Annotated in this window: 29 protein-coding genes; 13 read left to right on the plus strand and 16 right to left on the minus strand. The window is 73.3% G+C overall.

Going from position 1 to position 25850, the window contains the following annotated elements; genetic code table 11:
- Positions 1-93: 93 nt before the first annotated feature.
- On the minus strand, positions 94-267 hold the full coding sequence (locus ACZ6EG_RS23095; protein ID WP_361014930.1) for a CsbD family protein: 174 nt from the start codon (positions 265-267) through the stop codon (positions 94-96).
- Between the two features lie 154 nt (positions 268-421).
- Here ACZ6EG_RS23095 and ACZ6EG_RS23100 point away from each other — a divergent pair, with 154 nt between their 5' ends.
- Positions 422-568 carry a hypothetical protein gene (locus tag ACZ6EG_RS23100; RefSeq protein ID WP_391970589.1) on the plus strand — a complete coding sequence of 49 codons (147 nt, stop codon included), beginning with the start codon at positions 422-424 and terminating at the stop codon, positions 566-568.
- Positions 569-596: 28 nt separating this feature from the next.
- Here the strand turns inward: ACZ6EG_RS23100 and ACZ6EG_RS23105 are convergent, their stop codons facing one another.
- A complete protein-coding gene (locus ACZ6EG_RS23105; RefSeq protein WP_391970590.1) occupies positions 597-2066 on the minus strand; it encodes an MFS transporter in 1470 nt (489 codons plus the stop codon).
- Positions 2067-2281: 215 nt separating this feature from the next.
- Here ACZ6EG_RS23105 and ACZ6EG_RS23110 point away from each other — a divergent pair, with 215 nt between their 5' ends.
- Positions 2282-3646 (plus strand): FAD-dependent oxidoreductase, encoded by a 1365-nt coding sequence (locus ACZ6EG_RS23110; protein ID WP_391970591.1) that lies wholly within the window; start codon positions 2282-2284, stop codon positions 3644-3646.
- 101 nt (positions 3647-3747) lie between these two features.
- Here ACZ6EG_RS23110 and ACZ6EG_RS23115 read toward each other — a convergent pair whose 3' ends face one another.
- From ACZ6EG_RS23115 to ACZ6EG_RS23130, 4 genes are all read right to left on the minus strand, one after another.
- Entirely contained in the window at positions 3748-4122 is a 375-nt protein-coding gene (locus tag ACZ6EG_RS23115) for a roadblock/LC7 domain-containing protein (protein WP_391970592.1), read from the minus strand.
- A gap of 61 nt (positions 4123-4183) precedes the next feature.
- Entirely contained in the window at positions 4184-4708 is a 525-nt protein-coding gene (locus ACZ6EG_RS23120) for a roadblock/LC7 domain-containing protein (protein WP_356604866.1), read from the minus strand.
- A gap of 38 nt (positions 4709-4746) precedes the next feature.
- On the minus strand, positions 4747-5532 hold the full coding sequence (locus tag ACZ6EG_RS23125; RefSeq protein WP_391970593.1) for a hypothetical protein: 786 nt from the start codon (positions 5530-5532) through the stop codon (positions 4747-4749).
- Positions 5529-5957: a hypothetical protein gene (locus tag ACZ6EG_RS23130; RefSeq protein WP_391970594.1), complete on the minus strand. Its 429-nt coding sequence runs from the start codon at positions 5955-5957 to the stop codon at positions 5529-5531. The genes ACZ6EG_RS23125 and ACZ6EG_RS23130 overlap by 4 nt, the downstream gene beginning before the upstream one ends.
- Positions 5958-6296: 339 nt before the next feature.
- Between ACZ6EG_RS23130 and ACZ6EG_RS23135 the strand changes: the two genes are divergently transcribed.
- Positions 6297-7367: a YihY/virulence factor BrkB family protein gene (locus ACZ6EG_RS23135; protein ID WP_391970595.1), complete on the plus strand. Its 1071-nt coding sequence runs from the start codon at positions 6297-6299 to the stop codon at positions 7365-7367.
- A gap of 46 nt (positions 7368-7413) precedes the next feature.
- Here the strand turns inward: ACZ6EG_RS23135 and ACZ6EG_RS23140 are convergent, their stop codons facing one another.
- Entirely contained in the window at positions 7414-8208 is a 795-nt protein-coding gene (locus ACZ6EG_RS23140; RefSeq protein WP_469607157.1) for an SDR family NAD(P)-dependent oxidoreductase, read from the minus strand.
- Positions 8209-8489: 281 nt separating this feature from the next.
- Between ACZ6EG_RS23140 and ACZ6EG_RS23145 the strand changes: the two genes are divergently transcribed.
- Positions 8490-9647 (plus strand): hypothetical protein, encoded by a 1158-nt coding sequence (locus tag ACZ6EG_RS23145; protein ID WP_391970597.1) that lies wholly within the window; start codon positions 8490-8492, stop codon positions 9645-9647.
- Positions 9648-9693: 46 nt separating this feature from the next.
- On the opposite strand, the gene ACZ6EG_RS23150 is transcribed toward ACZ6EG_RS23145, so the two are convergent.
- A complete protein-coding gene (locus ACZ6EG_RS23150; protein ID WP_469607159.1) occupies positions 9694-10380 on the minus strand; it encodes a maleylpyruvate isomerase N-terminal domain-containing protein in 687 nt (228 codons plus the stop codon).
- A gap of 126 nt (positions 10381-10506) precedes the next feature.
- Here ACZ6EG_RS23150 and ACZ6EG_RS23155 point away from each other — a divergent pair, with 126 nt between their 5' ends.
- From ACZ6EG_RS23155 to ACZ6EG_RS23165, 3 genes are read left to right on the plus strand one after another with little or no spacing between them, the layout of a single operon-like run.
- Positions 10507-11070: a (2Fe-2S)-binding protein gene (locus tag ACZ6EG_RS23155; RefSeq protein WP_391970599.1), complete on the plus strand. Its 564-nt coding sequence runs from the start codon at positions 10507-10509 to the stop codon at positions 11068-11070.
- On the plus strand, positions 11067-12059 hold the full coding sequence (locus ACZ6EG_RS23160; protein WP_391970600.1) for an FAD binding domain-containing protein: 993 nt from the start codon (positions 11067-11069) through the stop codon (positions 12057-12059). Before ACZ6EG_RS23155 ends, ACZ6EG_RS23160 begins: the two co-directional genes overlap by 4 nt.
- Positions 12060-12083: 24 nt before the next feature.
- A complete protein-coding gene (locus ACZ6EG_RS23165; protein WP_391970601.1) occupies positions 12084-14213 on the plus strand; it encodes a xanthine dehydrogenase family protein molybdopterin-binding subunit in 2130 nt (709 codons plus the stop codon).
- Between the two features lie 98 nt (positions 14214-14311).
- Here ACZ6EG_RS23165 and ACZ6EG_RS23170 read toward each other — a convergent pair whose 3' ends face one another.
- Positions 14312-15841, minus strand: coding sequence for a hypothetical protein (locus ACZ6EG_RS23170; protein ID WP_391970602.1), 1530 nt, complete (start codon positions 15839-15841; stop codon positions 14312-14314).
- A gap of 206 nt (positions 15842-16047) precedes the next feature.
- On the opposite strand from ACZ6EG_RS23170, the gene ACZ6EG_RS23175 reads away from it, so the two are divergent.
- From ACZ6EG_RS23175 to tgmB, 3 genes are all read left to right on the plus strand, one after another.
- Complete coding sequence (locus ACZ6EG_RS23175; RefSeq protein ID WP_391970603.1) at positions 16048-16371, plus strand: YkvA family protein; 324 nt, start codon at positions 16048-16050, stop codon at positions 16369-16371.
- Positions 16372-16490: 119 nt separating this feature from the next.
- Complete coding sequence (tgmA, locus tag ACZ6EG_RS23180) at positions 16491-16682, plus strand: putative ATP-grasp-modified RiPP (RefSeq protein ID WP_053141012.1); 192 nt, start codon at positions 16491-16493, stop codon at positions 16680-16682.
- Between the two features lie 16 nt (positions 16683-16698).
- Positions 16699-17703: an ATP-grasp ribosomal peptide maturase gene (gene tgmB / locus ACZ6EG_RS23185; RefSeq protein ID WP_469607168.1), complete on the plus strand. Its 1005-nt coding sequence runs from the start codon at positions 16699-16701 to the stop codon at positions 17701-17703.
- A 19-nt stretch (positions 17704-17722) separates the two neighbouring features.
- On the opposite strand, the gene ACZ6EG_RS23190 is transcribed toward tgmB, so the two are convergent.
- Positions 17723-17938: a hypothetical protein gene (locus ACZ6EG_RS23190; protein ID WP_356604892.1), complete on the minus strand. Its 216-nt coding sequence runs from the start codon at positions 17936-17938 to the stop codon at positions 17723-17725.
- Positions 17939-18046: 108 nt separating this feature from the next.
- Positions 18047-18556: a hypothetical protein gene (locus ACZ6EG_RS23195; RefSeq protein WP_469607171.1), complete on the minus strand. Its 510-nt coding sequence runs from the start codon at positions 18554-18556 to the stop codon at positions 18047-18049.
- A 264-nt stretch (positions 18557-18820) separates the two neighbouring features.
- On the opposite strand from ACZ6EG_RS23195, the gene ACZ6EG_RS23200 reads away from it, so the two are divergent.
- Entirely contained in the window at positions 18821-19789 is a 969-nt protein-coding gene (locus ACZ6EG_RS23200; protein WP_391970605.1) for a GlxA family transcriptional regulator, read from the plus strand.
- Between the two features lie 71 nt (positions 19790-19860).
- On the opposite strand, the gene ACZ6EG_RS23205 is transcribed toward ACZ6EG_RS23200, so the two are convergent.
- The 4 genes from ACZ6EG_RS23205 to ACZ6EG_RS23220 all read right to left on the minus strand — a co-directional run bounded on the left by ACZ6EG_RS23205 (position 19861) and on the right by ACZ6EG_RS23220 (position 23216).
- Complete coding sequence (locus tag ACZ6EG_RS23205; protein WP_391970606.1) at positions 19861-20124, minus strand: DUF5133 domain-containing protein; 264 nt, start codon at positions 20122-20124, stop codon at positions 19861-19863.
- A gap of 191 nt (positions 20125-20315) precedes the next feature.
- Positions 20316-22085, minus strand: a complete 1770-nt coding sequence (locus ACZ6EG_RS23210; protein WP_469607176.1) for an ABC transporter ATP-binding protein — start codon at positions 22083-22085, stop codon at positions 20316-20318.
- Between the two features lie 149 nt (positions 22086-22234).
- Positions 22235-22780 carry a hypothetical protein gene (locus ACZ6EG_RS23215; RefSeq protein ID WP_356604900.1) on the minus strand — a complete coding sequence of 182 codons (546 nt, stop codon included), beginning with the start codon at positions 22778-22780 and terminating at the stop codon, positions 22235-22237.
- A 28-nt stretch (positions 22781-22808) separates the two neighbouring features.
- A complete protein-coding gene (locus ACZ6EG_RS23220) occupies positions 22809-23216 on the minus strand; it encodes an ATP-binding protein (RefSeq protein ID WP_391970608.1) in 408 nt (135 codons plus the stop codon).
- Positions 23217-23571: 355 nt separating this feature from the next.
- Between ACZ6EG_RS23220 and ACZ6EG_RS23225 the strand changes: the two genes are divergently transcribed.
- Positions 23572-23799 carry a DUF397 domain-containing protein gene (locus ACZ6EG_RS23225; RefSeq protein ID WP_391970609.1) on the plus strand — a complete coding sequence of 76 codons (228 nt, stop codon included), beginning with the start codon at positions 23572-23574 and terminating at the stop codon, positions 23797-23799.
- A gap of 144 nt (positions 23800-23943) precedes the next feature.
- Positions 23944-24864, plus strand: a complete 921-nt coding sequence (locus ACZ6EG_RS23230) for a helix-turn-helix domain-containing protein (protein ID WP_469607181.1) — start codon at positions 23944-23946, stop codon at positions 24862-24864.
- Between the two features lie 86 nt (positions 24865-24950).
- On the opposite strand, the gene ACZ6EG_RS23235 is transcribed toward ACZ6EG_RS23230, so the two are convergent.
- Entirely contained in the window at positions 24951-25769 is an 819-nt protein-coding gene (locus tag ACZ6EG_RS23235; RefSeq protein ID WP_391970611.1) for an SAM-dependent methyltransferase, read from the minus strand.
- Between the last annotated feature and the right edge of the window lie 81 nt (positions 25770-25850).

Genomic DNA, 25850 nt, shown 5'->3' on the forward strand with positions numbered 1-25850 from the left:
ACGACGCGGGCCGCGGGACCGGCCGTGTGCCGGTCCCGCGGCCCGGGTGCCGCGTCGGTTCCGGCGCCAGTGCCGGAACCATTCATTCCGGTGTCAGTGCCGGAACGCGTCCTTGCCCTTCTCCTTGGCCTGCCGGGCGTCGCCCTTGGACTGCTCGGCGCGGCCCTCGGCCGTCATCCTCTCGTTGCCGACGGCCCGGCCGACCGTTTCCTTGGCCTTGCCCTTGGTCTGCTCCATCTTGGCCTTCGACTTCTGATTGCCGGCCACAGTGCTCCACCTCTCGGCGTTGGCTTGCGATGTCGTGCACTGCGGGTCGCCCGGTTCGGCGATGTCAAACCCGCGGACCGCCGCCCGGGTGACCGGGCGACCACGGGGTAGTCGGTCGGACAAGGCAGACCCGTCGTCGACTCGGAGGAACGTCATGGCCGGAGTACTGGACCGGATCAAGCGGTTCGCGCGCAGCCCGCAGGGTCGCCGTGCGACGGAACAGGCGCGCCGGGCCGCCTCGGATCCGCGCCGCCGCGCGCAGGCCCAGGAGATGCTGCGGAAGTTCGGCAAGCGCCGCTGAGCCGGCCGTCGTCCCGCCGGAGGCCGTCTCAGCCCTGCCCCGCGTGGGTGTGGCTGTGGGTGGCCTCCGGCGGACAGCGTTCCAGGCCGTCGGAGCGGTCCCGCCGCCAGTCGAGGACCGCGACCGTCAGCGCGCACAGCATGGCGGCGACCCCGGTCCCCACCGACAGGGCCACCGCGTCCTGGTAGTCGTCGTGGGTGGCGTTCAGGGTCAGGTAGAAGAGCCCGGGCAGCGCCGCGGTGCCGATGGCACCGCCCAGCCGCTGTCCCGTCTGCAGGGCGCCGCCGGCGGCGCCCGCCATCCGTACGGGAACGTCGCGGAGCGTCATCGTGATGTTGGGGGAGATCACACAACCGCTGCCGAGCCCTCCGACCAGCAGGGCCGGCGCGGCGAGCCAAGCGGCGCGGTCGGCGGGCGCGAGCCACAGCACCAGCGTCGTGACGCCCAGGCCGACCATGACGGCAACCAGCCCCCAGATGGTCAGCAGCCGCCCCAGGCGCTCCACCAGCCGTCCCGCCACGGCCGCGGCGATGGCGGAACCCACGGCGAACGGGGTGACCGCCAGGCCGGACCTGAGGGGTGAGAAGCCCAGTCCGTTCTGGAAGAAGAGCGCGAAGACGAGCCACACACCGCTGAAACCGACGAAGTACAGGGCGGCCAGGCCGGCGCCGGTGACGTAGCCGCGGGCCTCGGTGAGCAGTCCGGGATCCAGCAGCGGTTCGCCGTCGCGGCGGGCGACGCGGCGCTCCCAGCGGGCGAAGGCGAGCAGGACGAGGAGCCCCGACGGGAACAGCCACCACACCTTGCCCAGGCCGCCTCCCTCGGCGAGCACCAGCGGCAGCATCACGGCCAGGATGCCGACGCCGAGGAGCGCGACCCCCACCGGGTCCAGCCGTCCCCGGCCGCCGGGAGCCACCCGCGGCAGCAGTCGGAAACCGAGCAGGAGCGCCAGCACGCCGACCGGCACGTTCACGTAGAAGATCCACCGCCAGCCCTCGGGTCCCGCCAACGCCAGGATCAGGCCGCCGACGACCGGGCCCACCGCGCTGGACACTCCCACGGTGGCGCCGAAGAACCCGAACGCACGCCCGCGCTCCGCGCCGCGGAACAGCTGTTGGATGAGCGCCGAGTTCTGCGGGGCGAGGCTGCCCGCGGCGACTCCCTGGGCGAGCCGGGCGACCACCAGCAGTTCGATGCCGGGCGCGGCTCCCGCCGCGGCGCTGCAGGCCACGAAGGCGGCCAGCGCGACGAGGAACACCCGGCGCCTGCCGAACGCGTCACCGATCCGGCCGGCCGTGACCAGGGTCAGGGCGAAGGCGAGGGCGTATCCGGACACCACCCACTGCACGGAGGCGGCCGAGGCGTGCAGTTCGCGCTGCATGGACGGCAGGGCGACGGCGACGATCGTCACGTCCAGCAGCGTCATGAATCCGGCGACCAGCGTCACCCACAGGGCCCGCCACCGGCGGGGATCCGGGCGCTCGTCCGGACGGTGCACGGGGACTCCCCTCGCGAGGCGGCGTGGGGCGGGATCGTGTGCCCCACGCCTGCGTCACCCGTGACGCCGGCCTCAAACCCCGCCATAAGGCATGCCCATGGGGTCTCATAAGTCTGCCTTATGTCCTCATAGACCGGACCCGCGTACCGACTTAGGCTTGCCTTAGCTTAGGCTTCCCGGAGAGTCGATCTGTCGCCGCTCGAAGGGAACTGAACATGCCCCGCCCCCTGCGGGTAGCCATCGTCGGATCCGGCCCCGCCGGAATCTACGCCGCCGACGCCCTGCTCAAGTCCGAAGTGGCCGCCGACCCGGGCGTTTCCATCGACATCTTCGAGCGCATGCCCGCCCCGTTCGGCCTCATCCGGTACGGCGTCGCCCCCGACCACCCGCGGATCAAGGGCATCATCACCGCCCTGCACCAGGTGCTCGACAAGCCGCAGATCCGCCTCTTCGGCAACGTGGACTACCCCACCGACCTCAGCCTGGACGACCTGCGCGCCTTCTACGACGGTGTGATCTTCGCCACCGGTGCCACCGCGGACCGGGCCCTGTCCGTCCCCGGCATCGACCTCGACGGGTCCTACGGCGCCGCCGACTTCGTCGCCTGGTACGACGGACACCCCGACGTCCCGCGCACCTGGCCGCTGGAGGCGGAGAAGGTCGCCGTCCTCGGCGTCGGCAACGTGGCCCTGGACATCGCGCGCGTCCTCGCCAAGACCGCGGACGAGCTGCTGCCGACCGAGATCCCGCCGAACGTCTACGAGGGCCTCAAGGCCAACAAGGCGATGGAGGTCCACGTCTTCGGCCGCCGCGGCCCGGCACAGGCGAAGTTCTCCCCGATGGAGCTGCGGGAGCTGGACCACTCCCCGAACATCGAGGTCATCGTCGACCCCGAGGACATCGACTACGACGAGGGCTCGATCGCCACCCGGCGCGGCAACAAGCAGGCCGACATGGTCGCCAAGACGCTGGAGAACTGGGCGATCCGCGACGTCGGCGACCGGCCGCACAAGCTGTTCCTGCACTTCTTCGAGTCGCCCTCGGAGATCCTCGGCGAGGACGGCAAGGTCGTCGGCCTGCGCACCGAGCGCACCGAGCTGGACGGCACCGGCAACGTCAAGGGCACCGGCGAGTTCAAGGACTGGGACGTCCAGGCGGTCTACCGGGCCGTGGGCTACCTGTCCGACCAGCTCCCCAAGCTGCCCTGGGACATCGACTCGGGCACGGTCCCGGACCAGGGCGGCCGGGTCCTCCAGGAGTCCGGCGAGCACCTGCAGTCGATGTACGTCACCGGCTGGATCCGGCGTGGCCCGGTCGGCCTGATCGGCCACACCAAGGGCGACGCCAACGAGACGGTGGCCAACCTGCTGGACGACTTCGCGAACGGCCGGCTCCAGACCCCGGCCGCGCCCGCTCCGGAGGCCGTGGACGCCTTCCTCGCCGAGCGGAACATCCGCTTCACCACCTGGGACGGCTGGTACCAGCTGGACGCCGCGGAGAAGGCGCTGGGCGAGCCGCAGGGGCGCGAGCGCGTGAAGCTCGTCGAGCGTGAGGACATGCTCCGGGCGAGCGGCGCCTGAGCCTCGTCGGTCCGCCGCCGGGCGGTGGACCGGCACTGACGGTGGGCAGGAGCGGGAAGGTGCCGCTCCTGCCCATCCGTGTGAGAGCGGGTCGTCCGGACTCAGACGTCCAGTTCGTTCTCGATCCGGCGCAGCTGGTGGCGGGCCATGGCCAGGTTGGCGCGGCCCGCGTCGAGCACCAGGTAGAGGAACAGCCCGTTGCCGCCCCGGCCCTTGAGCAGGCGGATCATGTGGTACTGGGTGTTCAGGGTGATCAGGATGTCCTCGATCTCCTCCTTCAGACCGAGGTGCTCCATGGTGCGCAGCTTGGACCGCACGACGTCGGTGTTGCCGGCGGCGGCGACCTCCAGGTTGAAGTCCTTGCCGCCCCCGAGCGTGCCGAGGGCCATGCCGCTGGTGTAGTCGACCAGCGCGGCGGCGGTCGCTCCGTCGATGGAGCTGAGGCATTCCTTGAGCGAGGTCTCCAGGTTGGCCATGCGTGGGTTCCTTTCCGGACGCGATCAGTACGGGGTGGTGGGTCGGTGCGCGGTCGTCGGATCAGGTGGGCCGGCGGTGGCCGCCGGCCTGGGGGCTCGGTTGGTGGGTGGGCCGCTGGGGGGTGCGCACCGGCAGGGTGCCGATGGGACGCGCGGCGTCCGCGGGCAGCGCCGCGACGTGCTCGGCGGCCGGGGGGCGACCGCGCTCCGTGCCGATGCGGGCCTCCACCAGCTCACCGATCCGGGCGCCGCTGCGGCGGCCCTCCAGGTGCAGCCGCCCCACGTTGACCCGGCCGTCGGCGAGCAGGGTGAGCACGGCGGCCGGTCCGGCGGCGTAGGTGGCGACGTAGCCCTCGGCCCCGCGCAGCAGCAGTTCGCGGAAGCCGCCGCGCGCGGTGGCGTCGGCCGTGCGGTGGGCGACGCCGAGAGCCGCGGCGGTGAGCGCGGCGAGCCCCTCGGGTTCGGTGCCCGGCGCGTCGTGGGCCAGGACGAGCCCGTCGACGGTGGCCGCGAGCGATCCCGTCAGCTGGGGCACACGGTTGCGCAGTCGGTGCAGTTCGTCCAGGACGTCGCTCTCGACGGCCATGAGCAGTCTCCTTTCGGCACGCTGGCGACGCGCGCGGATCACAGGGCCTCCAGGGCGTCTCGAAGCCGTCGCAGCAGGGCCGTGTCCGGGTCGTCCCACACGACGCCGCGCGGCTGAGGGGTCGGCGCGAGGGGCTCGGGGGCGGGCGGCACCGCGGCGACGAGGCCGTCGGCGGCCAGGCGGCGCAGTTCGACGAGGGTGTGGTACGTGCGGCAGGCGAGCGCCGAGGCGATCTCCGCGGCGGTGCGCACGCCGTCCACCTGCGTCAGGGTGCGACCGCGTCGCGCCGGCAGACCGGCGGCGCCGGCGTCGGGCAGCCGGGTGAGGGGGACGGTGTCGATGTCGGGGTCCGGCCATATGCGGTCCAGCAGGGCGCGCCGGCGGCCGGACTCGCGTACGAGGACGTCCACGGGTACGGAGCGGACCGCGCCGAGCCAGTGCGCGGCACCCGGCCGGAAGCGGTGGGCGCGGGTGTCCTGGGCGAGGACGAAGTACGCGGCGTCGAAGAGCGCGCCGAGGTGGCAGAGTTCCAGCGCCCCGGCGGCGAGCCGGCCGCTGTCCACGAGCCGGCGCCCGACCCGGTGCTGCGTCCCGCCCCGGTCGACCGCGTCCCACCAGCCGTCCGGAGGGACGGCGCCGCTGCGGGTCAGCAGCGCTCCGAGGTCCGGGGCGAAGGCCGACTCCACGTGCACGACGCGGCCCGCCGACAGGTAGACGATGCCCCGCTCGCCGGAGAGGGCGCCGGTCGCCCCCTCGTCCGCGAGCGCGGTCAGAGCCGCCGACGTCGTCTCGTGCCCGGCCCAGGTGGTCGTGACCCTGGTCATCCGAGCACCAGCCGATCCGCCATCTCGGCCAGCCGGATGCGGGCCAGGGCCAGGTTTCCGTCGTCGCGGCCCAGCCACAGGTGGAGGAAGACGGTGCTGTCGAAGGGGGTGCTGACGAACCTGAGCAGGTGGTAGGCGTCGGCCGTGGTGGCGATCAGGTCCTCGACCGAGGGTTCCTTCACGTCCCCGGCCGACGCGTCCTGCCCGGGTGCGCCGCCGCCGGCGGCGCTGCCCGCCGCCAGGGAACCGCTCTCCGCGACGTGCCGGGCCAGTTCCGCGGTCTCCGCCGCCGTCGCCTCCCAGTCGCCGCCCGGCGCGTCGCCCACGGCACCCAGGGCGAGCCCGCTGATCCAGTCGACCAGCGACGCGCCCCGTGCGCCGGGCAGCCGCATGGCTTCCAGCAGACTCTCGTCGATTCCGGGCACGCCGGATCCCCTCCCCTGCACGGCAGTACCGCGAACGTGACGCCGAGACTACGGAAAGTGCACGCGTCCGGTGAGGGCTTTGGCATTTTCCAGAGGAACGTGCGCGCGCTGCGGGATACTGCGCATTTCGGCCGGGTGGAATCCGGCCAGGGCAGAGGTGGCGCGGGCAGGCCCGCCCCGCTGCGGATGGTGGGCGGGCCTGCCCGCCGGACCATGGTGAGGGCCGCACCCCCTGCGCGGCCACGGGTGAAGGGCGCCGGGCGCGGGTGCCGGCCGCACACCGGGCACGCGCGCCGCGCACAGGGGCGTGGACGCGCCGGGACGGGCAACCCGGGGCCCATGGCCCGACTGCATCTGCCCCATCGCGGGAAGCACCCGAAGGACGACTCGACGGACGCGGCACCGGACGGGAAGGCGCCCGAGGACTACGGTCCGGACGCCTCCACCGAGCGCGCCGCCCCCGACTCCCCCACCGAGCTGCCGAAACGCTCGTGGTCCGCCCTGCTGCGCCGCGTGATCTCCGAGTTCAAGGACGACGAGCTGACCGACCGGGCCGCCGCCCTGACCTACTACGGCATCCTGTCGCTGTTCCCGGCGCTGCTGGTGCTGGTGTCCCTGCTCGGGATCGCCGGGCAGTCCGCCACCCAGGAGGTCCTGGACAACATCCAGAAACTCGCGCCCGGATCCGCGCGGGACATCATCACCGACGCGGTGGAGCAGTTGCAGGCCAAGGCCGGTCTCGGCTCCGTCCTCGCGGTGGTGGGCCTGGTCGGCGCCGTCTGGTCGGCGTCGGGTTACGTGGCCGCGTTCATCCGCTCGGCGAACGCCGTCTACGACGTCCCGGAGGGGCGCCCGGTGTGGAAGGTGCTGCCGCTGCGGGTGGCCCTCACCGTGGTGCTGCTGGTGCTCGCGGTGGTCAGCGCGCTCATCGTCGTGTTCACCGGCAGCCTGGCCCAGCAGGTCGGCACCGCGCTGGGCGTCGGCGACACCGCGATGACGGTGTGGTCGATCGCCAAGTGGCCGGTGCTGGTCGTCCTCGTGACGTTCATGATCGCGATCCTGTACTGGGCCACGCCGAACGCCCGCGTCAAGGGCTTCAAGTGGATCTCGCCGGGCAGTGTGCTCGCCCTGCTGATCTGGCTCCTCGCCTCCGCCGGGTTCGCCTTCTACGTGGCCAACTTCGGCTCGTACAACAAGACGTACGGCACCCTGGCCGGTGTCATCATCTTCCTGGTGTGGCTCTGGGTGACGAACCTGGCGATCCTGCTCGGCCTGGAGTTCGACGCCGAGCTGGCCCGGCAGCGGGTGATCGACGGAGGCCATCCGCCGGAGGACGAGCCCTACGTCGAGCCGCGTGACACCCGTGCCTGGGACGAGGCGGACCGGCGACGCGCCGAACCGGACGCATGACCCGCCGGAACCGCGCCCGCGGCGGCGCGGTCCCGGCTCCGTGCCGCTACGGCAGGATCGAGTCGACGTATCCCCCGTCGACCCGGACCGCCGCCCCGGTCGTGGCGGACGCCTGGGGTGAACTCAGGTACACCACCAGGTTGGCGATCTCCTCGGGCTCGATCAGCCGCTGGAGCAGCGACTGCGGGCGGTGCTCCCGCATGAAGACGCGCTGGGCCTCCTCCCAGGGCAGGTCGCGGCCGACCAGCTGGTACACGAAGTCCTCGACGCCCTCGGTGCGGGTGGGTCCGGCGATGACGCAGTTCACCGTGACGCCGCTGCCCGCCGCCTCCTTGGCGAAGCCCCGGCCCACCCCGAGCAGCGCCGTCTTGGAGACCCCGTAGTGGATCATCTCGGCCGGGACGACGACGGCCGAGTCGCTCGCGATGTACAGCACCCGGCCCCAGCCCCGTTCCCTCATCCGGGGGAGATGGGCGCGCGTCAGCCTGACACCCGCGAGGACGTTGATCTCGAAGTAGCGGCGCCACTCGTCGTCGCTGATCTCCAGCGCGGGCACCGCGCCGAAGACGCCCAGGTTGTTCACGAGGATGTCAACGTCGGGCATGGTCTCCAGCGCCCGCTCGGCGCCCTCCTCGGTGCCCAGGTCGGCCACGACCGGCACGAACGCGCCCTCCGGCACCTGTTCGCGCAGTCTCCCGACGCCCTCCTCCAGCCGCCCGGATTCGCGTCCGTTGACGCCCACCGTGGCGCCCGCCCGGGCCAGTCCGGCGGCGATCGCCGCCCCGATGCCCTGCGAGGAGCCCGTGACCAGCGCGGTGCGTCCCCCGAGGTCCAGGTTCATCAGCTCGCTCCTTCTCGTGCCGTACGGTCGGTCGCCGTGCTCCTTCCCACCCTGGCCCCCCACGCACCCCGTCCCCCGTCGGCCACACCGCGCGCCGCGCCGCGGCCCGCCCGGTCGGCGGCCCCCCGGGTGCTCTCGGCTGACCTGCGGCGACGATACTGGCCTCGGGCCTGTCCGGCGGATCAGGTCGCGGTCGGGCGACGGCACCCGAACCGCACCGCGGCCGCGGCATGATCCGCCGGACGGGTCACGCGCCCGTGCCCCTGCTCCCCGATGGACTCATGCCGACCTCAGCCACCGCCCGCCCCACGACTCCGCCCACGGTGTGGCCCGCTCGCGGCCGCCACGTCGGATCCGCGGCGGAGGACTCCGTCCGGCACACCCTGCAGCGGCTGAAGGACAGCCGCGTCATCGACGACTTCCTGGAACTGCCCGCGGAACAGACCGGCGACGGGGTCCCCGGTGACCGGATCTTCGAGGCCCGCTGGAAGGCCCCCGGGCCCGTCACCGTGCGGGCCAGGCTGCTCCTGGCGCCCGCCTCCGCCGGCGGGCAGGAGTGGACCCTCCTCGCGGAGGCCGAGGAGGCCTGGGACGACGCCTGGCCCTCGCCCGCCACCGTGTTCTGGCCGGACGACCCGGACGTCACCTGGGACCGCGACACCGCCACCGGCCTGCGGATGCGGGGCATCAACACCCTGCCGGACGACGACAAGGCCGTTCGCCGGCTGCTCAAGGACGCCGGGCGCGGTGCGTGGAACATCCACGTCGTCGTGCACGAGGCGATGACCCCCGACCACCGCGGCCGGATCCCGCTGGCGGACCGGCTGCCGCCCGGTCTGCGGCACCGCGTGGTCGAGCACCGCGCCGCGCCGCAGCAGCTGCGGGTGGTGAACTGGGCCCTGGAGGACTTCGGCGTCCAGGTACCGCGCGGCGGCGCCGTGGTCCTGCCCGGGACCCCGGCGCCGTCCGCCTACAAGCCCGAGGACTTCGCCGTCCGCTCCGTCTTCCTGGACGGTTCCGAGCCGACCGAGCTGATCGCGGCGGTGACGTCCTTCGCCGCGCTGCCGAAACCGTTGCCGGAGGGGGCCGAGAAGGCGCTCGCCGGGCTGCGGGAGGACTGGCGGCTGCTGACCATGGCGGAGGAACTGGCGCGCGAGCGCAGGCTGGTGGCCATGTACGCCGAGGCGCTGGAGGCCATGACCCAGTCCCGGGACCTGTACCGGGAGGCGGCCGAGCGGGCGGCCGAGGCGCTGGCCGCGTACCGGGAGTCGGCCGGGTCGGCCCCCGCCCTGCCCTCGCCGGCCGAGACGTCCCGGACCTCCCCGCTGCGGGGACTGACCCAGACGCTGGAACGGCTCAGGAGCCCCGGCCGCAAGCCGCGCCCCATGGCGACCGGCGCCCAGGACGACGCCCGGCCGACGGCCGACCGCGACGCCTGACACCTGGCGCCTCACACCTGACCCGGGGTCTCCCCCTCCGTCCCCGTCAGCTGAAGAGCGGCACGCGCTCCGCGTCGGCGCCGAGGGCGTCCCGTTCGCTGTCCGTGAGCGGGACGCGGCCGGTGGCGGCGCGGGCGTAGTGCTCGTCGCTCCAGGCCAGCGGCACGGGGCGCCCCAGGAGACCGTCGAGGGTGGCGCGGACCGCCGTCAGCCCGGCCGGTGCCGGTCCCGGCGCGGTGGGCAGCGCGACGGTCAGGTCGAGGTGGTGGACGGTCGCCTCCACGCCGAGGGTCGTCATCAGGTCGCCGGCGGTCAGGACGTGTCCCTGGGTGCTCACCCGGCGCCCGGGCTCCGTCGCCGTCGCGGCGGCCACGGTCGCCGCCGCCGTCTCCAGGTACAGCTCCCTCAGCTGCCGGAAGTCGAGGAACATGCTCGCGGCGACCCGGTTCGACCGCCGTCCGTGGGCCGCACCGACGGGATCGGGCGTCCAGTCGCGCCAGTAGCTCACGGCGTCGCGGTCGGGCGGTCGAGCCGCGGGGGTGTGCAGGGCCACCAGGGCGCGCCGGGCGTCCCCGAGCAGGTGGAACACCAGATCGCGGACGGCCCATCCGGTGCAGTCGGTCGGCAGCCAGGACTCCTCGTCCCCGAGCGGGCCGACGACGGCCGCAAGGGCGCCGTAGGCGTCGCGCACGACGTGAGCGGGACGGACGTGTTCCTCCGGTGTCGTGGTCATGGCATCACCCTAGGGCGACCCGGCGGCGGACCGACGCGACTGAGGGCACCCTCACGTGTCAGCGGGCGTGACCTGGATACGCGGACGGCACAGCAGCACGGCCCGCCCCGGAAGGTCATCGACGCCATGGACAGCCAGTACGAGGGCACCGCCCACGCCTCCCCACCGCAGCCGTCACGATCGCGGACCACGCTCCGCGTCAACGGCGAACCGCACACCCTCAGCGTCGACCACCGCCGGGTCCTGCTGGACCTGCTGCGCGAGGATCTCGGGCTGACGGGCGCGAAGAAGGGCTGCGACCACGGGCAGTGCGGAGCCTGCACGGTCCTCGTGGACGGGCGGCGCGTCAACAGCTGCCTGCTGCTCGCCGTCGCCCTGGAGGACAGCGAGATCACCACCGTCGAGGGCCTCGCCGGGGACGGCGGGGAACTGCATCCGGTGCAGCGCGCGTTCCTGGAGCGCGACGCCTTCCAGTGCGGGTACTGCACACCGGGCCAGATCTGCTCGGCGGTCGGCGTGCTCGCCGAGGCCGCGGCCGGGCACCCGTCCCACGTCACCGATCCGCGGGCGCCCTCCGGCGAGCCCGTCCCGCTGGGCCGGGACGAGATCCGGGAGCGGCTGAGCGGCAACCTGTGCCGGTGCGGCGCGTATCCCCGCATCGCCGACGCGGTCGAGGACGTGATCCAGTGAAGCCCTTCGCCTACGTGCGGGCCGGCAGCGTCGAGGAGGCCACCGAAGCCTTCGCCGCCCACCCCGGCGCGCGATACCTCGGCGGCGGCACCAACCTCGTCGACCTGATGAAGCTGGGCGTCGAGACGCCCGCCGCCCTCGTCGACGTCACCCGGCTGCCGCTCGACGCGGTGGAGGAGCTGCCCGACGGCTCGCTGCGCGTCGGCGCGACGGTCCGCAACAGCGACCTCGCGGCCCACCCCACCGTCCGTGACCGCTGGCCCGCCCTCTCGCAGGCGTTGCTGGCGGGTGCCTCCGGACAGCTCCGCAACGCCGCCACCACGGGCGGCAACCTGCTCCAGCGCACCCGCTGCCCGTACTTCCAGGACCTGTCCAAGCCGTGCAACAAACGGGAGCCCGGCACCGGTTGCGGCGCGCTGGAGGGCGTGCACCGCGACCACGCGGTGCTCGGGCACTCCGAGCAGTGCGTGGCCACGCACCCCTCCGACATGGCGGTGGCGCTCGCCGCCCTCGACGCGCGCGTGGAGCTGCGGGGGCCCGAGGGCGCCCGGAGCGTGCCCGCCGCCGACTTCCACCGGTTGCCGGGCTCGCAGCCCGAGCGGGACACCGAGATCCGCCCCGGCGAGCTGATCACCGGCGTGGTCCTGCCGGCCGCCACCGCCGGGCTGCCCTCGGCCTACCGCAAGGCCCGCGACCGGGCGTCGTACGCCTTCGCGCTGGCCTCGGTCGCCGTCGTCCTGCACACCGCGGACGGGGTGGTGGACCGGGTCGGCATCGCCTTCGGGGCGCTCGCACACCGGCCCTGGCGTGCCCGACGGGCCGAGGACGCGCTGCTGGGCGCGGCGCCCACGGCAGCGGCGTTCGAGCACGCCGTCGGTCTGGAGCTGGCCGCCGCCGAGCCGCTGCGGGACAACGCCTACAAGGTGCCGCTGGCCCGTCGCCTGGCCCTGGACGTACTGGGCCGGCTCGCTCCGCCGGCCACGACCTGAACCATGCGCCACGAGGAGGACCTCATGTCCGGCACCGATACCGTCCTGGGCGCTCCGGTTGAGCGGCGCGAAGGGCGGGAGAAGGTCACCGGCGCCGCCCGGTACGCGGCCGAGCACGACGCACCCGGCCGCGCCCAGGCCTGGCCCGTGCCGGCGGCGGTGGCGCGGGGCCGGGTGACCGGCGTCGACGCGGCCGCCGCGCTCGCCGTGCCCGGCGTACTCGCGGTGCTCACGCACGAGAACGCACCCCGGCTCGCGCAGCCGGAGGATCCCGTCCTGGCCGTGCTGCAGGACCCGCGGGTCCCGCACCGGGGCTGGTTCGTGGGCCTGGTGGTGGCCGAGACCCTGGAGGCGGCCCGGGCCGGGGCCGCCGCCGTCCGGATCACCTATGAGGCGGAGGACCACGACGTGACCCTCACCGCCACGCATCCGCAGGCGTACGTTCCCGAATCGGCCAACGGCGGGTTCCCGGCCGTCACCGAACACGGCGACCCGGACGGCGCCTTCGCCTCGTCGGGCGCCCGGGTGGACGTCGAGTACCGGGTGCCGCCCCTGCACAACCACCCGATGGAGCCGCACAGCAGCACGGCGCGCTGGGACGGCGACCGGCTGACGGTGCACTCCTCCAGCCAGGGCACCAGCGCCGTGCGCGCGGAACTGGCCAGGATGTTCGAACTGCCCGAGGACCGCATCACGGTCCTCGCCGAACACGTGGGCGGCGGCTTCGGGTCGAAGGGCACGCCCCGCCCCGACGTGGTGCTGGCCGCGATGGCGGCCCGCGAGACCGGCCGGCCGGTCACGGTCGCGCTGCCGCGCCGCCTCCTGGCCGCCGTGGTCGGCCACCGCGCGCCGACCCTGCACCGGCTGCGCCTGGGGGCCGACTCCGACGGGCGGTTCACCTCCGTCGTCCACGAAGTGACCACCTACACCTCCCGGGTGAAGGAGTTCGTGGAGCAGGCGGCGGTCCCCGCGCGCGTGATGTACGCCTCCCCCGCGCTGCGCACCCTCCACCGCGTGGCCCGGCTGGACGTGCCCACCCCGTCCTGGATGCGCGCCCCGGGCGAGTGCCCGGGCATGTACGCGCTCGAGTCGGCGGTGGACGAACTCGCCACCGAGACCGGCCTCGACCCGGTGGAGCTGCGGATCCGCAACGAGCCGGAGACCGAGCCGGACAGCGGCAAGCCCTTCAGCAGCAGGAACCTGGTGGAGTGTCTGCGCGAGGGCGCCCGCCGGTTCGGCTGGGAGGACCGCGATCCGCGTCCCCGCTCGCGCGCCGACGGGCCCCTGCTGATCGGCACCGGGGTGGCCGCGGCCACCTACCCGGTGCTGGTGTCGCCGTGCGCCGCGCGGGCGCACGCCCTGCCCGACGGCGGTTTCCGGGTCCGCGTCAACGCTACCGACATCGGCACGGGCGCCCGTACGGTCTGCGCGCAGATCGCGGCCGACGCCCTCGGCGTCCCCCTGGACCGGGTCCGGATCGACATCGCCGACAGCGACATCGGCTTCGCGCCCATGGCCGGCGGGTCCTCCGGCACCGCCTCCTGGGGCTGGGCCGTGCACGAGGCGTGTGTCCGGCTGACCGGCCGCCTGGCCGGGCACACGGGCCCCCTGCCCGACGAGGGGGTCGCCGCCGACGCCGACACCTCGGGCACCGCCGACGCCGAGAGCCCCTTCGCACGGCACGCGTTCGGGGCGCACTTCGCGGAGGTCACCGTCGACACGGTCACCGGCGAGGTACGCGTGACGCGGCTGCTGGGCGTCTTCGCCGCGGGGCGCATCCTCAACGCCCGCACCGCGCGGTCCCAGTTCATCGGAGGCATGACGATGGGCCTGGGCATGGCGCTGACCGAGCACAGCACGATGGACCCGGCGTTCGGCGACTTCACCGAGTCCGACCTGGCCTCCTACCACGTGCCCGCGCACGCGGACGTCGCCGCCCTGGAGGCGCACTGGGTCGACGAGGACGACACCCGCCTCAACCCCATGGGCAGCAAGGGGATCGGGGAGATCGGCATCGTCGGCTCGGCGGCCGCGGTCGGCAACGCCGTGCACCACGCGACCGGCATCCGCTTCCGGGAACTCCCGCTCACTCCTGACCGGGTGCTCACCGGCCTGCTCGAACACGAGCACCCCGCGGGCATGCTGGGCGCCTGAGCGCGGACCGGGGAAGGCGGGAAGCGGGCGGAAGCGGCTGCACCGAGGCCCGCGCCGGGCGTCCCGGCGCGGGCCTCGGGGTGTGCGGGGGCGGACGGTCAGTCCGCGGCCCGGCTCGCGCCGGCCACCCGGGGGGCCGGCCGGAACCGCACGGGCGCCTGGGACGCCACCCGTGCGCAGAGCGCCGTCAGCGCGACGAGGGAAGCCAGTACGGCGACGGCGACGGCGGTCCAGGTCGGTGCCAGCGTGAGGTCGACGGCCTTCGCGACCCGGGCCGAGGGTGTCGCGCTGCCGTAGAGCTTGGCCGCCGCGAGTGCGGCCGGTGCCACCACCGCCGCGGCGAGCAGCGGTACGGCGGGCCGGAGGGTCAGCAGCAGGGCCAGCACCAGGCAGAGCGCCGACAGTCCGAGGGCGACGGCGTAGACCTGGGCGGAGGCGTCGTTCTGGTGCAGCGGGAAGTAGGCCACGCCGCAGCCGGCGAGGACGGCGACGGTCAGCCAGGCCGGCCAGACCGGGCCCCGGGCGGACCTGCGCGCCGCGCGGTCCCGCCCACGGTCGCCGGCACGCGGTGCGCTCTCCCGCTCGCGGTCTTCCTCACGCGGCGCGCGGCGACCCTCGCGGTCGCGTCCGCGGCGGGTCAGGCGTGGTCCCCTCCGGCGTTCCCGGCCACGGCGGTCGGCGCCGGGAACGCCGGCCGGCCCCGCCGTGCGGGCGGCGGACCCCGGCCCGCCGTCCTCGCCCGCCCCCTCCAGCGCCGCCCGCAGACGCCGGGCGTCGGGGCGGTCGGGGCGCACGCGTCCGTCCGCGGCCAGCTGTCCGATCAGCTGGACCAGTTCCTCCACGGGCCGGCCGGTGGCGGCGGCCCGCACGGCCTCCTGTCCGCAGTGCGGTTCCAGGGGCGTGCGGTGCAGCATCTCCATCAGCCGGGTCACGTCCTCCACCGAGCGGCACTCGGCCGCGGCCCGGATCGCCTCGTCCGCGCAGTTCGGGTCGCGCGGCGGCCGGGTCAGCAGGCCGACCAGCCGGGTCACGTCCTCGACGGAACGGTTCACGCCGACCGCCCGGAGCGCGTCGATCGTGGCCTGCGTGTACCGGGGGGACTGCTCCAGCATCGTGATGAGGTCGACGACCTCCTCCAGCGGCCGGTCGGCCACGGCCGCGCGCACCAGGTCGCCCACGGGGTCGCCGTACTCGTGCTCCGCGTCCTCGTGGTCGGCGGGGTCGAGGGGGAAGAGGTCCTCGACCGAAGGGTCCCACGGCAGGGACACGCCTTCCCGGGGAGCGGCCCCGTGAGGCGCCGGTTCCGTGCCGGCCTCCCTCGGCGCGGGGTCCCGGTGGGCGCCGTCGTGGGTGAGGGGCTCGTGCGGGACGGGCTCGTGGGAGAGGCGGTCGTGGGTGGCGGGGGTGTGCGCCACGGGGCTCTGCGCGAGGAGGTCGTGCGACACGGGGGCGTAGGAGACGGGTGAACGGGCGGGCGAGGCGTGGGTGGCTGCCGGGTCCGCGTCGGCCCGCGCGTCCGCCGGGCGCAGCGGGTGTGTGCCGGTGGCCGTGGTCGTCTCCCCGGTGGGCAGGTCCACGGCGGATATGGCGTACTCGGGCGAACGGGGTGATGAAGAGCCGGTGGTCATGATCTCTCCGTATGGTGGGGGTGCGGCCGCCCTGCGTCCCCGACATGCGACACGCGCTGTGTGCTGACCATTTCTAGGCACGTCCCCGGCGGTTTGCCACCGGAGTGGGCCACAGGGATGAGGGACGCGTTCCCGGGGACTTGTCGGCGCCCCGAGCGGGAATCCGTGAAGCGGGGTGCGTGCCGCGCACCATAAGGAGGGGCGGGGTGGATACGACCACAGTGGTGGTCACCGCGGCGGTACTGCTGGCGGTGATCGTGCTCGCGGTGGCGGTCGGTGTGCTGGTGCGCCTGGTGCGCACCCGACGGGAACTCAGGCGGGCCGGGCTTCCCACCGGCCCGCGGTGGGTCTTCTGGGGTGCCGTCCTCTATTTGGTGCTTCCGACGGACCTGGTGCCCGATCCGGTGTACCTGGACGACATCGGCGTACTGCTGCTCGCCCTGCGCTCCGCGCGCGGTTCCCTCGGCGGACGGCGGGGGGCCGTGGACCGGCAGCGGGGAACGACCGGGCCCCACGACTACGCTGCGTAAGGAAACCATTCACCCGTTCGATTCGTATAAGTCTCTGGAAGCCGAAGGAAGTCGGCGGACCAGGCGACGGTGCGCAGAGGCCGTCGTCTGATCGGCGCAGCACCGACTAGGGAGAGACGATGCAACCGTTCGCGCTCAACTACGCACGGCCCGCAGTGGAGTTGGAAGCCACCACTCCGTACGTCTACGACTCCGGGCTTCAGTTGAACGTGCTCCTGGACGGGCGGGCGGCCGCCTGTGACCACGCGCTGCTGAGAGAGCTGGGGACCACGACCTCCACCGCGGGGTCGAAGACTCACTTCGACGACTGAACACGGGCTGTCGCGAATGACCGTGTTGATCCTGACCTGTGAAGAGGACGTCACCGCGGACATGGTGGTCGTGCACCTCAACGCGTCGGGAGTGCCGGTGGTCCGCCTGGACCCCGCCGATCTGACGGACTCCGTGGCGCTGTCCGGTGAGTTCGCGCACGGGTCCTTCCGGGGGCACCTGTCCTCGGGGGGCCGGCTGGTGAGCATCGGCGGGCTGCGGTCCGTCTGGGTCCGCCGGCCTGGCGGCGCCGCCACCCGGGCCGCCGAGCCCTCCGCGTGGCTGACGGAAGAGGCCGGGCAGGCGCTCTACGGGATGCTCCGCGACTGCGGGGCGCGCTGGATGAACCAGCCGGACGCGGCCCACCGGGCCCGGTACAAACCCTGGCAACTGCGCCTGGCGCAGCGCTGCGGCCTGCCCGTGCCGGCGACGCTGATCACGACGTTCCCGCGGGCGGCCCGTGAGTTCGCCGAGCGCTACCCGGACCTGGTGGTCAAGCCCGTCTCCGGCACCCATCCGCAGGATCCGCCCCTGGCGGTGCCGACCAGTCGGGTCCCGCCCGAGGCCGACTTCTCCGCCGTCGCGCTCGGCCCGACGTTGCTCCAGCGCCGGGTGGCCAAGCGTGCCGACATCCGTCTCACCGCCGTCGGCGACGAGCTGCTGGCCGCTCGGAAGACGAACCTCGCGGGCCGGGACCCGGACGAGGTGGACGTCCGTTTCGCGGCGTCCCACGAGCCGTGGCGCCCGGCCGAGGTGCCGCCGCGCGTGGCCGAGGCGGTCCGCGCCTATCTGAGGGGGGCGGGACTCGCCTATGGTGCCCTCGACTTCGCCGAGGACGGCGACGGGACCTGGTGGTTCCTGGAGTGCAATCAGTCGGGGCAGTTCGGTTTCGTCGAGGTGGACACGGGTCAGCCGATCGCCCGCACCATCGCCGACTGGCTGGCCCGTCCCGCGTCGCAGGACCCGGTCGACACGGGCGGCCCGGGAGGTCCGGGAGGTCCGGGCGCGACGGTCTTCGGGTGAGGTCCCACGTGTTCGCCCGTCAGTGCGGGCGCGGGCCGGGCAGCAGGGCGGTGCGCTGCCATCCGGCGCCCGGGGAGGCCTGCCGTTCGGGGCCCGGCAGGTGGCCGGGCGAGAGCAGCGGGCGCATGACAACCTCCAGTTCCCTGCTCACGCGCTCGGCCTCCCTGCGCACCTGCGCGGGAATGTCACCGCATTCGGCGACGAGTCGGTCGTAGATGGGGGAATCCTGGAACACCCGTCAACGCGCCTTTCGTGTCGTCCGCCCCCGTACGGAGGCGCGACTGAGCAGTCTAGGCGCCCGCCATCCCGGTCGTGCGCATTCCCCCCAAGGCGTGACAGCGGCTCAGGCGCCGGTCGTGGAGCCGGGCCGGACGACCATGAGAACCGTCACCGTGGCCCACAGCAGGTTGAACAGGCCGGTGAACATGGCGAGCCGGGCCGTGCCGGACCGCTCGACGGGCCGCCGGTCGGCCAGCTGTTCCAGGAGGTCCTCCTGCCGGGGCAGGACGAAGGCGACCAGGAGGCCGGCGGCCCCGGCGGTCAGCACGAGGGACGTGATGAGCCACGCGTCCGTGAGGACGCCCATCGCCGCCGCTGTGGCGATGCCGAGGACCGGCACGGCGATGCCGAGACCGGCGTAGACGCGGCAGATGCGATGCAGCAGCCGTACGGTGCCCGTGTCCGCGCCGCCGCTGCCCTCCGCGCCCCCGCCCCCACCCCCGTTCCCGTTCCCGCCGGGCAGGGCGACGGCCGCCCGCCGGACCGCCGGTGGGAACATGCTGGCCGCGACGGTGACGGGGCCGACGGCGATGATCGCGGCCAGGACGTGGAGGGACAGCAGGATCTTGGTCATCGGTGGAAGCTCCGGAGGGCTGGATCGGTGGGTTCGCCGCGCGGACGGCAGGCGTCGGCCGGCGACGCGGTACCCGTTCCGCGAGGTGCGCGGCACCGCCGGAAGCCACGGTAGGAAACCGGCGGGTGAGCGCACAGCGGCTGAAACGACAGCTTCCAACGGGTTCTCGCCACTGCCCTGACCAGGCGGTGTCCGGCGAGCGGGCGGCGGACGCGGACCGACGCGGGCTTCTGCACCCGGCGGGAACCCGCCTAGGGTGGCGTTATGCACACGGTTGCGATCCTGGTCCTCGACGACGTGGTGCCGTTCGACATGGCGGCACCCATGCAGACCTTCGACTGGACGCGGCTGCCGGACGGGCGCCGCCCCTACCGGGTCCGGCTGTGCGCGGAGTCCCCCGAGGTGCGCACGGAGGGCCTCTCCCTCCGCGTCGACCTGGGCCTGGAGGCCTTGGAGACCGCCGACACCATCATCGTGCCGGGCCGCTCCGAGGAGTCCGGCCCGCCGTCCGGACCCGTCCTCGACGCGCTGCGCCGGGCGGCGGGCGCCGGCACACGGATCGCGTCGGTGTGCGTGGGCGCGTTCGTCCTCGCCGAGGCGGGGCTGCTGGACGGTCTGCGGGCGACCACCCACTGGATCGCCGCGGCCGAGCTGGCCCGCCGCCATCCACGCGTCGAGGTGCTGCCGGACGTGCTCTACGTCGACAACGGGCAGATCCTGACCTCGGCGGGGGCCGCCGCCGGCCTGGACATGTGCCTGCACATGATCCGCCGCGACCTGGGGTCTGCCGTCGCCGCGCACGCCGCCCGGATGTGTGTCGTGCCGCTGGAACGGGAGGGCGGGCAGGCCCAGTTCATCGTGCACGAGCAACCGCCCGTGCCCCGGGGGTCGGAGATGGAGCCCCTGCTGCGCTGGATCGAGGACAACCTGGCCGGGGAGGTCACCCTCAGGGCCATGGCCGCACGCGCGGGCCTGAGCGAGCGCACGTTCAGCCGGCGGTTCCGTGAGCAGACGGGCACGACCCCGCTGCAGTGGCTGCTGCGGGCCCGGGTACGGCGCGCCCAGTACCTGCTGGAGAACGGCGACCACTCGATCGAACGGATCGCCCGACAGGCCGGCTTCGGCTCCCCCACGGCCTTCCGGGAGCGGTTCCGCCGGGTGGTCGGGACGACTCCCTACGCCTACCGCGCGGCGTTCCACGGGAAGCCGGCCGCCGCCGCGGACAGCGCGTAGGACCCGCCCCACGGTCCGGACCGGCGCTCAGGGCCCGGTTCCGGGGGGGGCGGGCCCCGGGTACGGCGGTGTCACACGGCCAGTGACAGGCCGCTCTCCTCGTCCGGGTCCGCCGCGCGAGCGGCTTCCGGTGTCCGTCCCTTGGCGAGCAGCAGTGCGTCGGCTTTGGCCACCGCGTCCTGGATGCCGGTCGTCGCCATCATCACGCACAGGGTGTAGCTGACGTCCGCCAGTTCGCGCGCCGTCGCCGGCCTCTCCCTCTCCGCCTGAGCGATCCGCAACGACGCGTACCGCGTCAGCAACTCCCTGACGACCCTCGGGTCCGGTTCGAGCACGAAGCGCCCCTCTCTCGATTTTCGCTGCGTATGCCCGAACCCGGTCGAAACATTCACACCATGCACGCACCTGGTCTCAATTGACCAGAACCAGTCGATTCCTGTCCGGCCTTCGCCACGGCCCGTAGAAGATCCGGCGGAAACCGGACAGAACGCCGACCGGAACACCACCCGGAACCCCGACAGAACGTTCAGGCCACCTGTCCGCTGTGCAGGGCCGTGTACGCCCCTCCCCTGCCGAGGAGTTCCTCGTGGGTGCCGGTCTCCCGGATCCGGCCGTCGGCCATCACCACGATCCGGTCCGCGCCCCGCACGGTGGACAACCGGTGCGCGACGACGAACGTGGTGCGCCCGCGCAGCAACCGGGCCAGGGCCTGCTGGACCAGCGCCTCGGAGCGCGTGTCCAGCGCCGAGGTGGCCTCGTCCAGGATGAGCACCCGGGGGTCGCGGATGAGGGCCCGGGCGATGGCCAGGCGCTGGCGCTGTCCGCCGGACAACCGAGCGCCGCGCTCCCCCACCAGGGTGTCCAGTCCCTGCGGCAGCCGGTCGACGAACTCCAGCGCGTTCGCGTCCCGCAGGGCCCGGCGCACCGTCTCCTCGTCGGCCTCGTCCATGCCGTAGGCGACGTTCTCCCGGATCGTGCCGTCGAACAGGATCGACTCCTGCGGCACCACCGAGACGAACCGCCGGTACGTGCGCAGGTCCAGGGTGCTCATGTCGGTGCCGTCGAGCAGCAGTCGGCCCGAGGTGGGCCGCAGGAAGCCGATGACCAGGTTGAGCACCGTCGACTTGCCCGCCCCGGACGCGCCGACGAGCGCGATGGTCTCGCCGGGCTCCACGGCCAGGGTGAAGTCGCTGACCGCGGCCCGCCCGTCGGTCTCGAAGACGTGCCCGACGCCCTGGAAGGTGACGGCTCCGCGCAGCGAGGTGAGTTCCGCCTTGCCCTCGTTGTCCTCGAGTTCGGGCGCCTGGAGCACCTCGCCGACCGAACGGACGGACTCCAGGCCCTTGGTGATGACGGGGGCCAGCCCCGCCAACGTTGTCGTGGAGTTGGTGAGGGTGGTCAGGAAGGCACTGAGCATGACGACGTCCCCGGCGGTGACGCCCCAGACGCCGTGGTACGAGATCAGCGCGGCGCCCGCGAGGACCAGGACGCCGACCACGTTGAGCACGACCCAGGACAGCGATCCGAAGCGGCCGTTGACCAGGTCGAGGCGCATCCCGGAGGTGAGCAGGCGGTCCAGGGTGCCGTCCATGCGGCGCAGCGCCTTGCCCTCCAGGCCGTGGGCGCGGGTGACCGGGATGAGCCGGGTCATCTCCGTGACCCGGGAGGACAGGGCCTCCACCTCGTGGCGGAAGTGCTCGTTGTGGGAGCGCAGCCGGGCGCGGAGGCGTGCCACCAGGAGGGAGGCGGCCGGGACGACGACGAGGAAGACGGGCAGGAACTCCGGGGTGCGCACGGCGATGATGACCAGGCCGCCGGTGAGCACGGTCAACGCGCCGAGTCCCGTCTCCGCGGTCTGCTGCACCATCTGCTCCACCGTCTCCACGTCCCGCACCACCTTGGCCTGCAGGACGCCGGCGCTGACACGCGAGTGGTAGCCGATGGAGAGCTGCTGCATCCGCGTGCACAGCGCGGAGCGCAGGGCGGTGCCCATGCGGCGCACGCTGCCGTACAGGAGACGGACGTAGAGCAGGTGCAGCGGGTAGTTGACCACCAGGATGAACATGATGATCCCGGTGCTGGTCCACAGGTCGTCGACCGGCCCGTGCTGGACGACGGTGTCGATGATGGTCGCGGTGATCAGGGGCAGCAGCCAGACCGGACTGTGCTTGACGGTGAAGACCGCCACCGCCCCGGCCAGGCGGTGGCGGTCGGCTCGGAACAGGTAGACGAGCGTGCGTATCGGGTGTTCGCCCCGGTAGCGGTGGTCGAGCGGTTTTTCGGGCGGCGACGCCATCGGCGTGGTCCTCCTGGTGACCGAGTGGGGCAAGCGCTTTCTCCTCGCGCTTTCCTACCCGTTCGGCACCGCGGGCGCCACACCGTTCCGGAGGCCGGGACGTGGCCGGGGGGATGCCCGCGCCTTCTCCCCCGTGGAGGGCGCGGGCCTCAGTCTCCGAGGGTGCGGGCCAGCTCGGTGGTGGCCCGCTTGATCTCGCTGTCCCCCTCGACGAGCAGTCGCGCCAGCTCGCCCCGGCGGGCCCGGACGGCCTGCCGGGCCGCACGCTCCCAGGCCACCGGGTTCTCACGGTGGTTGAGCAGCTTGGGATAGGCGGTGGCGGTGGTCTCCCACTGCCGGGCGTCGGCGATGTTCTTGAGCAGTTGGATGATCTGCGCCCGGCAGTTCACCTGCGGCCACTGCGCCAGCTCCCACAGGAAGGGCACGGTGGCGGCGGTCGCCTGCTCGACGACGAAGCCGTACTGGCAGATGCGTTTCCGCAGATCGTCGAGAGCGGCGCGGGCGGTGTCGGGGTCCCCCGAGGCGACCTTGCGCAGCAACCGGGGAATGGCGGCGGCCGAACCGCTGGAGTCCTGGATGTCGGTCCAGGGCACCCCGTCCAGTCCGGCGAGGAGGACGGTGCGGGGCGGGCCGGACGGCGGCTTCGCAGGGTCGGTGCGCTGGGTGCTCGGCTCGGGTGTCGGAGCGCTGCGCATGGTGTGGGGCCCTTCCGCGGCAGTCGGGTCAGGTGGGGGTGCGGGTCGACAACTTGGCCCAGACGGTCTTGCCCGCCGGGGGCCGCGGGGTCCAGCCCCACTCCTCGGCGAGGGCGTCGACGATGCACAGGCCGCGTCCGTGCTCCTCGAGTGCCGAGTCGCCGGACGGGGTGAAGACGGGCGCGTTGTCCCCGGGGTCGGAGACGGTGAGCATCAGGTGGCCGGGGCCCACGGCGAGTCCCAGCCGGATCTCCGGAGCTCCGGCCGCCGCGGACGGCACCGCGTGCGACACGGCGTTGGCGGCGAGTTCGGTGATCACCAGGACGGCGTCGTCGGCATACCGGCCGAGGGACCAGCCCCTCAACGTGTCCCGGGTGAAGACCCGGGCCCGCGCGAAGCCCTCCGCGCTGCACGCGAGGCGCAGCACCGCGGACACGGGCCCGCCACCCTGCGCGTGACGCGGCGGGTGCGGGGCCGGGCACGGCCACTCCTGGCGACCGGCGGCCGGTCGCGGCACGTGGGGGAGCCCGCCGAACCCACTCGTCGCGCCCGCCTCCGGCACGGACTCACCGGGCGACCGGAGCGTTGGATGCGCAGGTGACGACACGGCATCTCCCTGATGCGACGTCAGAACGGGGCGCCGACCAAGGGGTTGACGCCACGGCTATTATCCACGCTGACAGCGCTCGCGTGCAATTGCACGAGAAATTGCGCGAAAAAAATCGGATGGGAGCGCTCGGGGACCGACGGGACTCGGTCCGCCCGCTCCCCCGAACGGCAAGGAGATCGCGGTGCCATCAGTGCGCAACGGAGTGCAGGCCAGCTCGTTGGACGCCTGCTGGATGAAGAGTCGGCACAGCAACGCCGAGGGCAACTGCGTCGAGGTCGCCCTCGTGGACGGGGGCGTCGCGATGCGCAACTCCCGTGACCCGGACGGGCCCGCCCTCGTCTACACCCCCGGGGAGGTGGCCGCCTTCCTGGCCGGGGCGAAGGAGGGCGAATTCGACCACCTGGTGTGAGCCGGGCGGTCGCACGACCGCTGGGGCCGGCGGGCCGACCGCCGAGCGGAGGCCAACTACCCATTTTCCACGGGCCGATGCGGCGGGCATAACCCGGATGAGATAGTGTGGATTCTCAAGTCTGCCCGTCTGCTGGGAGTCAGGATGTCCGCCACGTCGCATCGCATCTCCCGTCTCGAACCGTACCTGGACCGGGTCGAGCCCGCTCCGACCTTGCTGAAGATGCTGGTCGGCGTCCAGCTGGCGGGTTTCCGTGAGGACGCCGGCCTCTCCCAGGACCAGGCGGCGCGCGAACTAGGGTTCAGCGCGGCCAAGCTCTCGCGCATCGAGTCGGGCAAGAGCCGCAGGCCCCCGACGGAGACCGACGTCCGTGCGCTGCTGGAGCGGTACGGCACCGACGACTACGAGGCCTCGGTCCTGCTCAAGCTGTTGCAGCGGGCCGGCGAGCCGGGCTGGTGGCAGCGGTACGACAAGCGCCTGATGCCCGAGTGGTTCGACCGCCTGGTCGGCCTCCAGGAGGCCGCGGCGACCATCCGGACCTTCGAGATCCAGTACGTCCCCGGCCTGCTCCAGACAGCCGGGTACACCCAGGCCGTGGTCGAGCGGGGGCTGCCGAACGCGCCGGCGGGCGAGGTCCGGCGGCGCGTCGAACTGCGCATGCGCCGCGCGGAGTTGCTGCGGCGCGGCGACGCACCGCAACTGTGGGCGATCATCGACGAGTCCGTGCTGCTGCGCGTGCTGGGCAGCCGCGACGTCATGCGCGAGCAGCTGGCGCACCTGGTCGAGATGGCCGAGCAGCCCCATGTGACGCTGCAGATCGTGCCGCTGGACGTGACGAACGCGTCGGCGCCCGCGATCCCCGTCACCTACCTGCGCTTCGGTGGCACGGACCTGCCCGACGTGGTGTACCTGGAGCACATCAGGAGCGCCAACTTCCTCGAGGATCTCGACGAGACCGAGGAGTACCGGGTCGCGCTGGACCGCCTGGCCGACGAGGCGCTGACGCCGCGCGAGTCACTGGAGATGCTCCGCCGGACGATGGCTCAGCGCTACTCCGAGGAGTGACGGGGAGGCAGGACCGCAAGGGGGCAAGGACCAGGGCCGCACGCATCGCGCGCGGCCCTCGGCGTTCCCCGGGACCGTCCTCCGCGCTAGCGGATGCGTCCCAGTCCGCCGAACTCGATCCATTCGTCGGTGAGCTGGCGCGGCGCCACCTCGCTGTCCGGGCGCCAGGTGGAGACCTCCACCAGGCCCGGCTCCAGGATGTCCATGCCCTCGAAGTACGCCTCGACGTCCTTGGGTTCGCGGACCCTTCCCCAGTGCCCCTGCGTGGCCTGGTTCATGAAGTCGGTGACGAACTCCCGCACCTCGGCCTTCTCGCTGACCAACTGGCACATCACCGCGTAGCTCCCGGGCACCAGTCGCTCGGTGACCCGCTTGATGACCGCCTTGGGGCCGTCGGTCTCGCTGTCGGGGATGCAGTGGAAGACCGAGTTGAAGAGCACGGCGACCGGCTGCGAGAAGTCGATCAGGCGCTGGGTGTCGGGGTGGGCGAAGATCTCGTCCGTCGACCGCATGTCGGCGTGGATGACCGCGGTCCGGTCGTTCTGGTCCAGCAGCGCCCGGCCGTGGACCAGCACCATCGGGTCGTTGTCGACGTAGACGACGCGCGCGTCGGGGGTGACGCGCTGGGCGACCTGGTGCACGTTGTCCTGCGTGGGAAGACCGGACCCGTGGTCCAGGAACTGACGGATGCCGTAGTCCTGCACGAGGGTCCTGACCACACGCTGGAGGAAGCGCCGGTTGTTGAGCGCCAGCCGGCGGGTGCTGGGGACGACCTTGTCGAGCTCCCCGACCGCCGCCCGGTCGGCCGCGTAGTTGTCCTTGCCGCCCAGGTAGTAGTCGTACATACGTGCGGCTGTGGGCACGTTGGCGTCGATCTCCGTGGACAGCTGCTTGTCGGCCTGCATCGTTCCCCCAGCTCCGTACGGGCGCCAACTGGACTGGCATGACAGAGAGTACATCCTAAAGACCCGGTGGACAGGGAAACC

The organism is Streptomyces sp. NPDC041968 (genome assembly GCF_055589025.1).

Bases quoted from the DNA above. Each gene is read 5' to 3' on its own strand.
- ACZ6EG_RS23125 (WP_391970593.1), bottom strand. From the start codon at position 5,532: ATGACCAGGGTCACGACCACCTGGGCCGGGCACGAGACGACGTCGGCG.
- ACZ6EG_RS23165 (WP_391970601.1), top strand. From the start codon at position 12,084: ATGTCCGGCACCGATACCGTCCTGGGCGCTCCGGTTGAGCGGCGCGAA.
- ACZ6EG_RS23230 (WP_469607181.1), top strand. From the start codon at position 23,944: ATGTCCGCCACGTCGCATCGCATCTCCCGTCTCGAACCGTACCTGGAC.
- ACZ6EG_RS23100 (WP_391970589.1), top strand. From the start codon at position 422: ATGGCCGGAGTACTGGACCGGATCAAGCGGTTCGCGCGCAGCCCGCAG.
- ACZ6EG_RS23235 (WP_391970611.1), bottom strand. From the start codon at position 25,769: ATGCAGGCCGACAAGCAGCTGTCCACGGAGATCGACGCCAACGTGCCC.
- ACZ6EG_RS23140 (WP_469607157.1), bottom strand. From the start codon at position 8,208: ATGAACCTGGACCTCGGGGGACGCACCGCGCTGGTCACGGGCTCCTCG.
- ACZ6EG_RS23115 (WP_391970592.1), bottom strand. From the start codon at position 4,122: ATGGCCAACCTGGAGACCTCGCTCAAGGAATGCCTCAGCTCCATCGAC.
- ACZ6EG_RS23150 (WP_469607159.1), bottom strand. From the start codon at position 10,380: ATGACCACGACACCGGAGGAACACGTCCGTCCCGCTCACGTCGTGCGC.
- ACZ6EG_RS23170 (WP_391970602.1), bottom strand. From the start codon at position 15,841: ATGACCACCGGCTCTTCATCACCCCGTTCGCCCGAGTACGCCATATCC.
- ACZ6EG_RS23200 (WP_391970605.1), top strand. From the start codon at position 18,821: ATGCACACGGTTGCGATCCTGGTCCTCGACGACGTGGTGCCGTTCGAC.
- ACZ6EG_RS23155 (WP_391970599.1), top strand. From the start codon at position 10,507: ATGGACAGCCAGTACGAGGGCACCGCCCACGCCTCCCCACCGCAGCCG.
- ACZ6EG_RS23210 (WP_469607176.1), bottom strand. From the start codon at position 22,085: ATGGCGTCGCCGCCCGAAAAACCGCTCGACCACCGCTACCGGGGCGAA.
- ACZ6EG_RS23145 (WP_391970597.1), top strand. From the start codon at position 8,490: ATGCCGACCTCAGCCACCGCCCGCCCCACGACTCCGCCCACGGTGTGG.
- ACZ6EG_RS23110 (WP_391970591.1), top strand. From the start codon at position 2,282: ATGCCCCGCCCCCTGCGGGTAGCCATCGTCGGATCCGGCCCCGCCGGA.
- ACZ6EG_RS23120 (WP_356604866.1), bottom strand. From the start codon at position 4,708: ATGGCCGTCGAGAGCGACGTCCTGGACGAACTGCACCGACTGCGCAAC.
- ACZ6EG_RS23195 (WP_469607171.1), bottom strand. From the start codon at position 18,556: ATGACCAAGATCCTGCTGTCCCTCCACGTCCTGGCCGCGATCATCGCC.
- ACZ6EG_RS23135 (WP_391970595.1), top strand. From the start codon at position 6,297: ATGGCCCGACTGCATCTGCCCCATCGCGGGAAGCACCCGAAGGACGAC.
- tgmA (WP_053141012.1), top strand. From the start codon at position 16,491: ATGCAACCGTTCGCGCTCAACTACGCACGGCCCGCAGTGGAGTTGGAA.
- tgmB (WP_469607168.1), top strand. From the start codon at position 16,699: ATGACCGTGTTGATCCTGACCTGTGAAGAGGACGTCACCGCGGACATG.
- ACZ6EG_RS23215 (WP_356604900.1), bottom strand. From the start codon at position 22,780: ATGCGCAGCGCTCCGACACCCGAGCCGAGCACCCAGCGCACCGACCCT.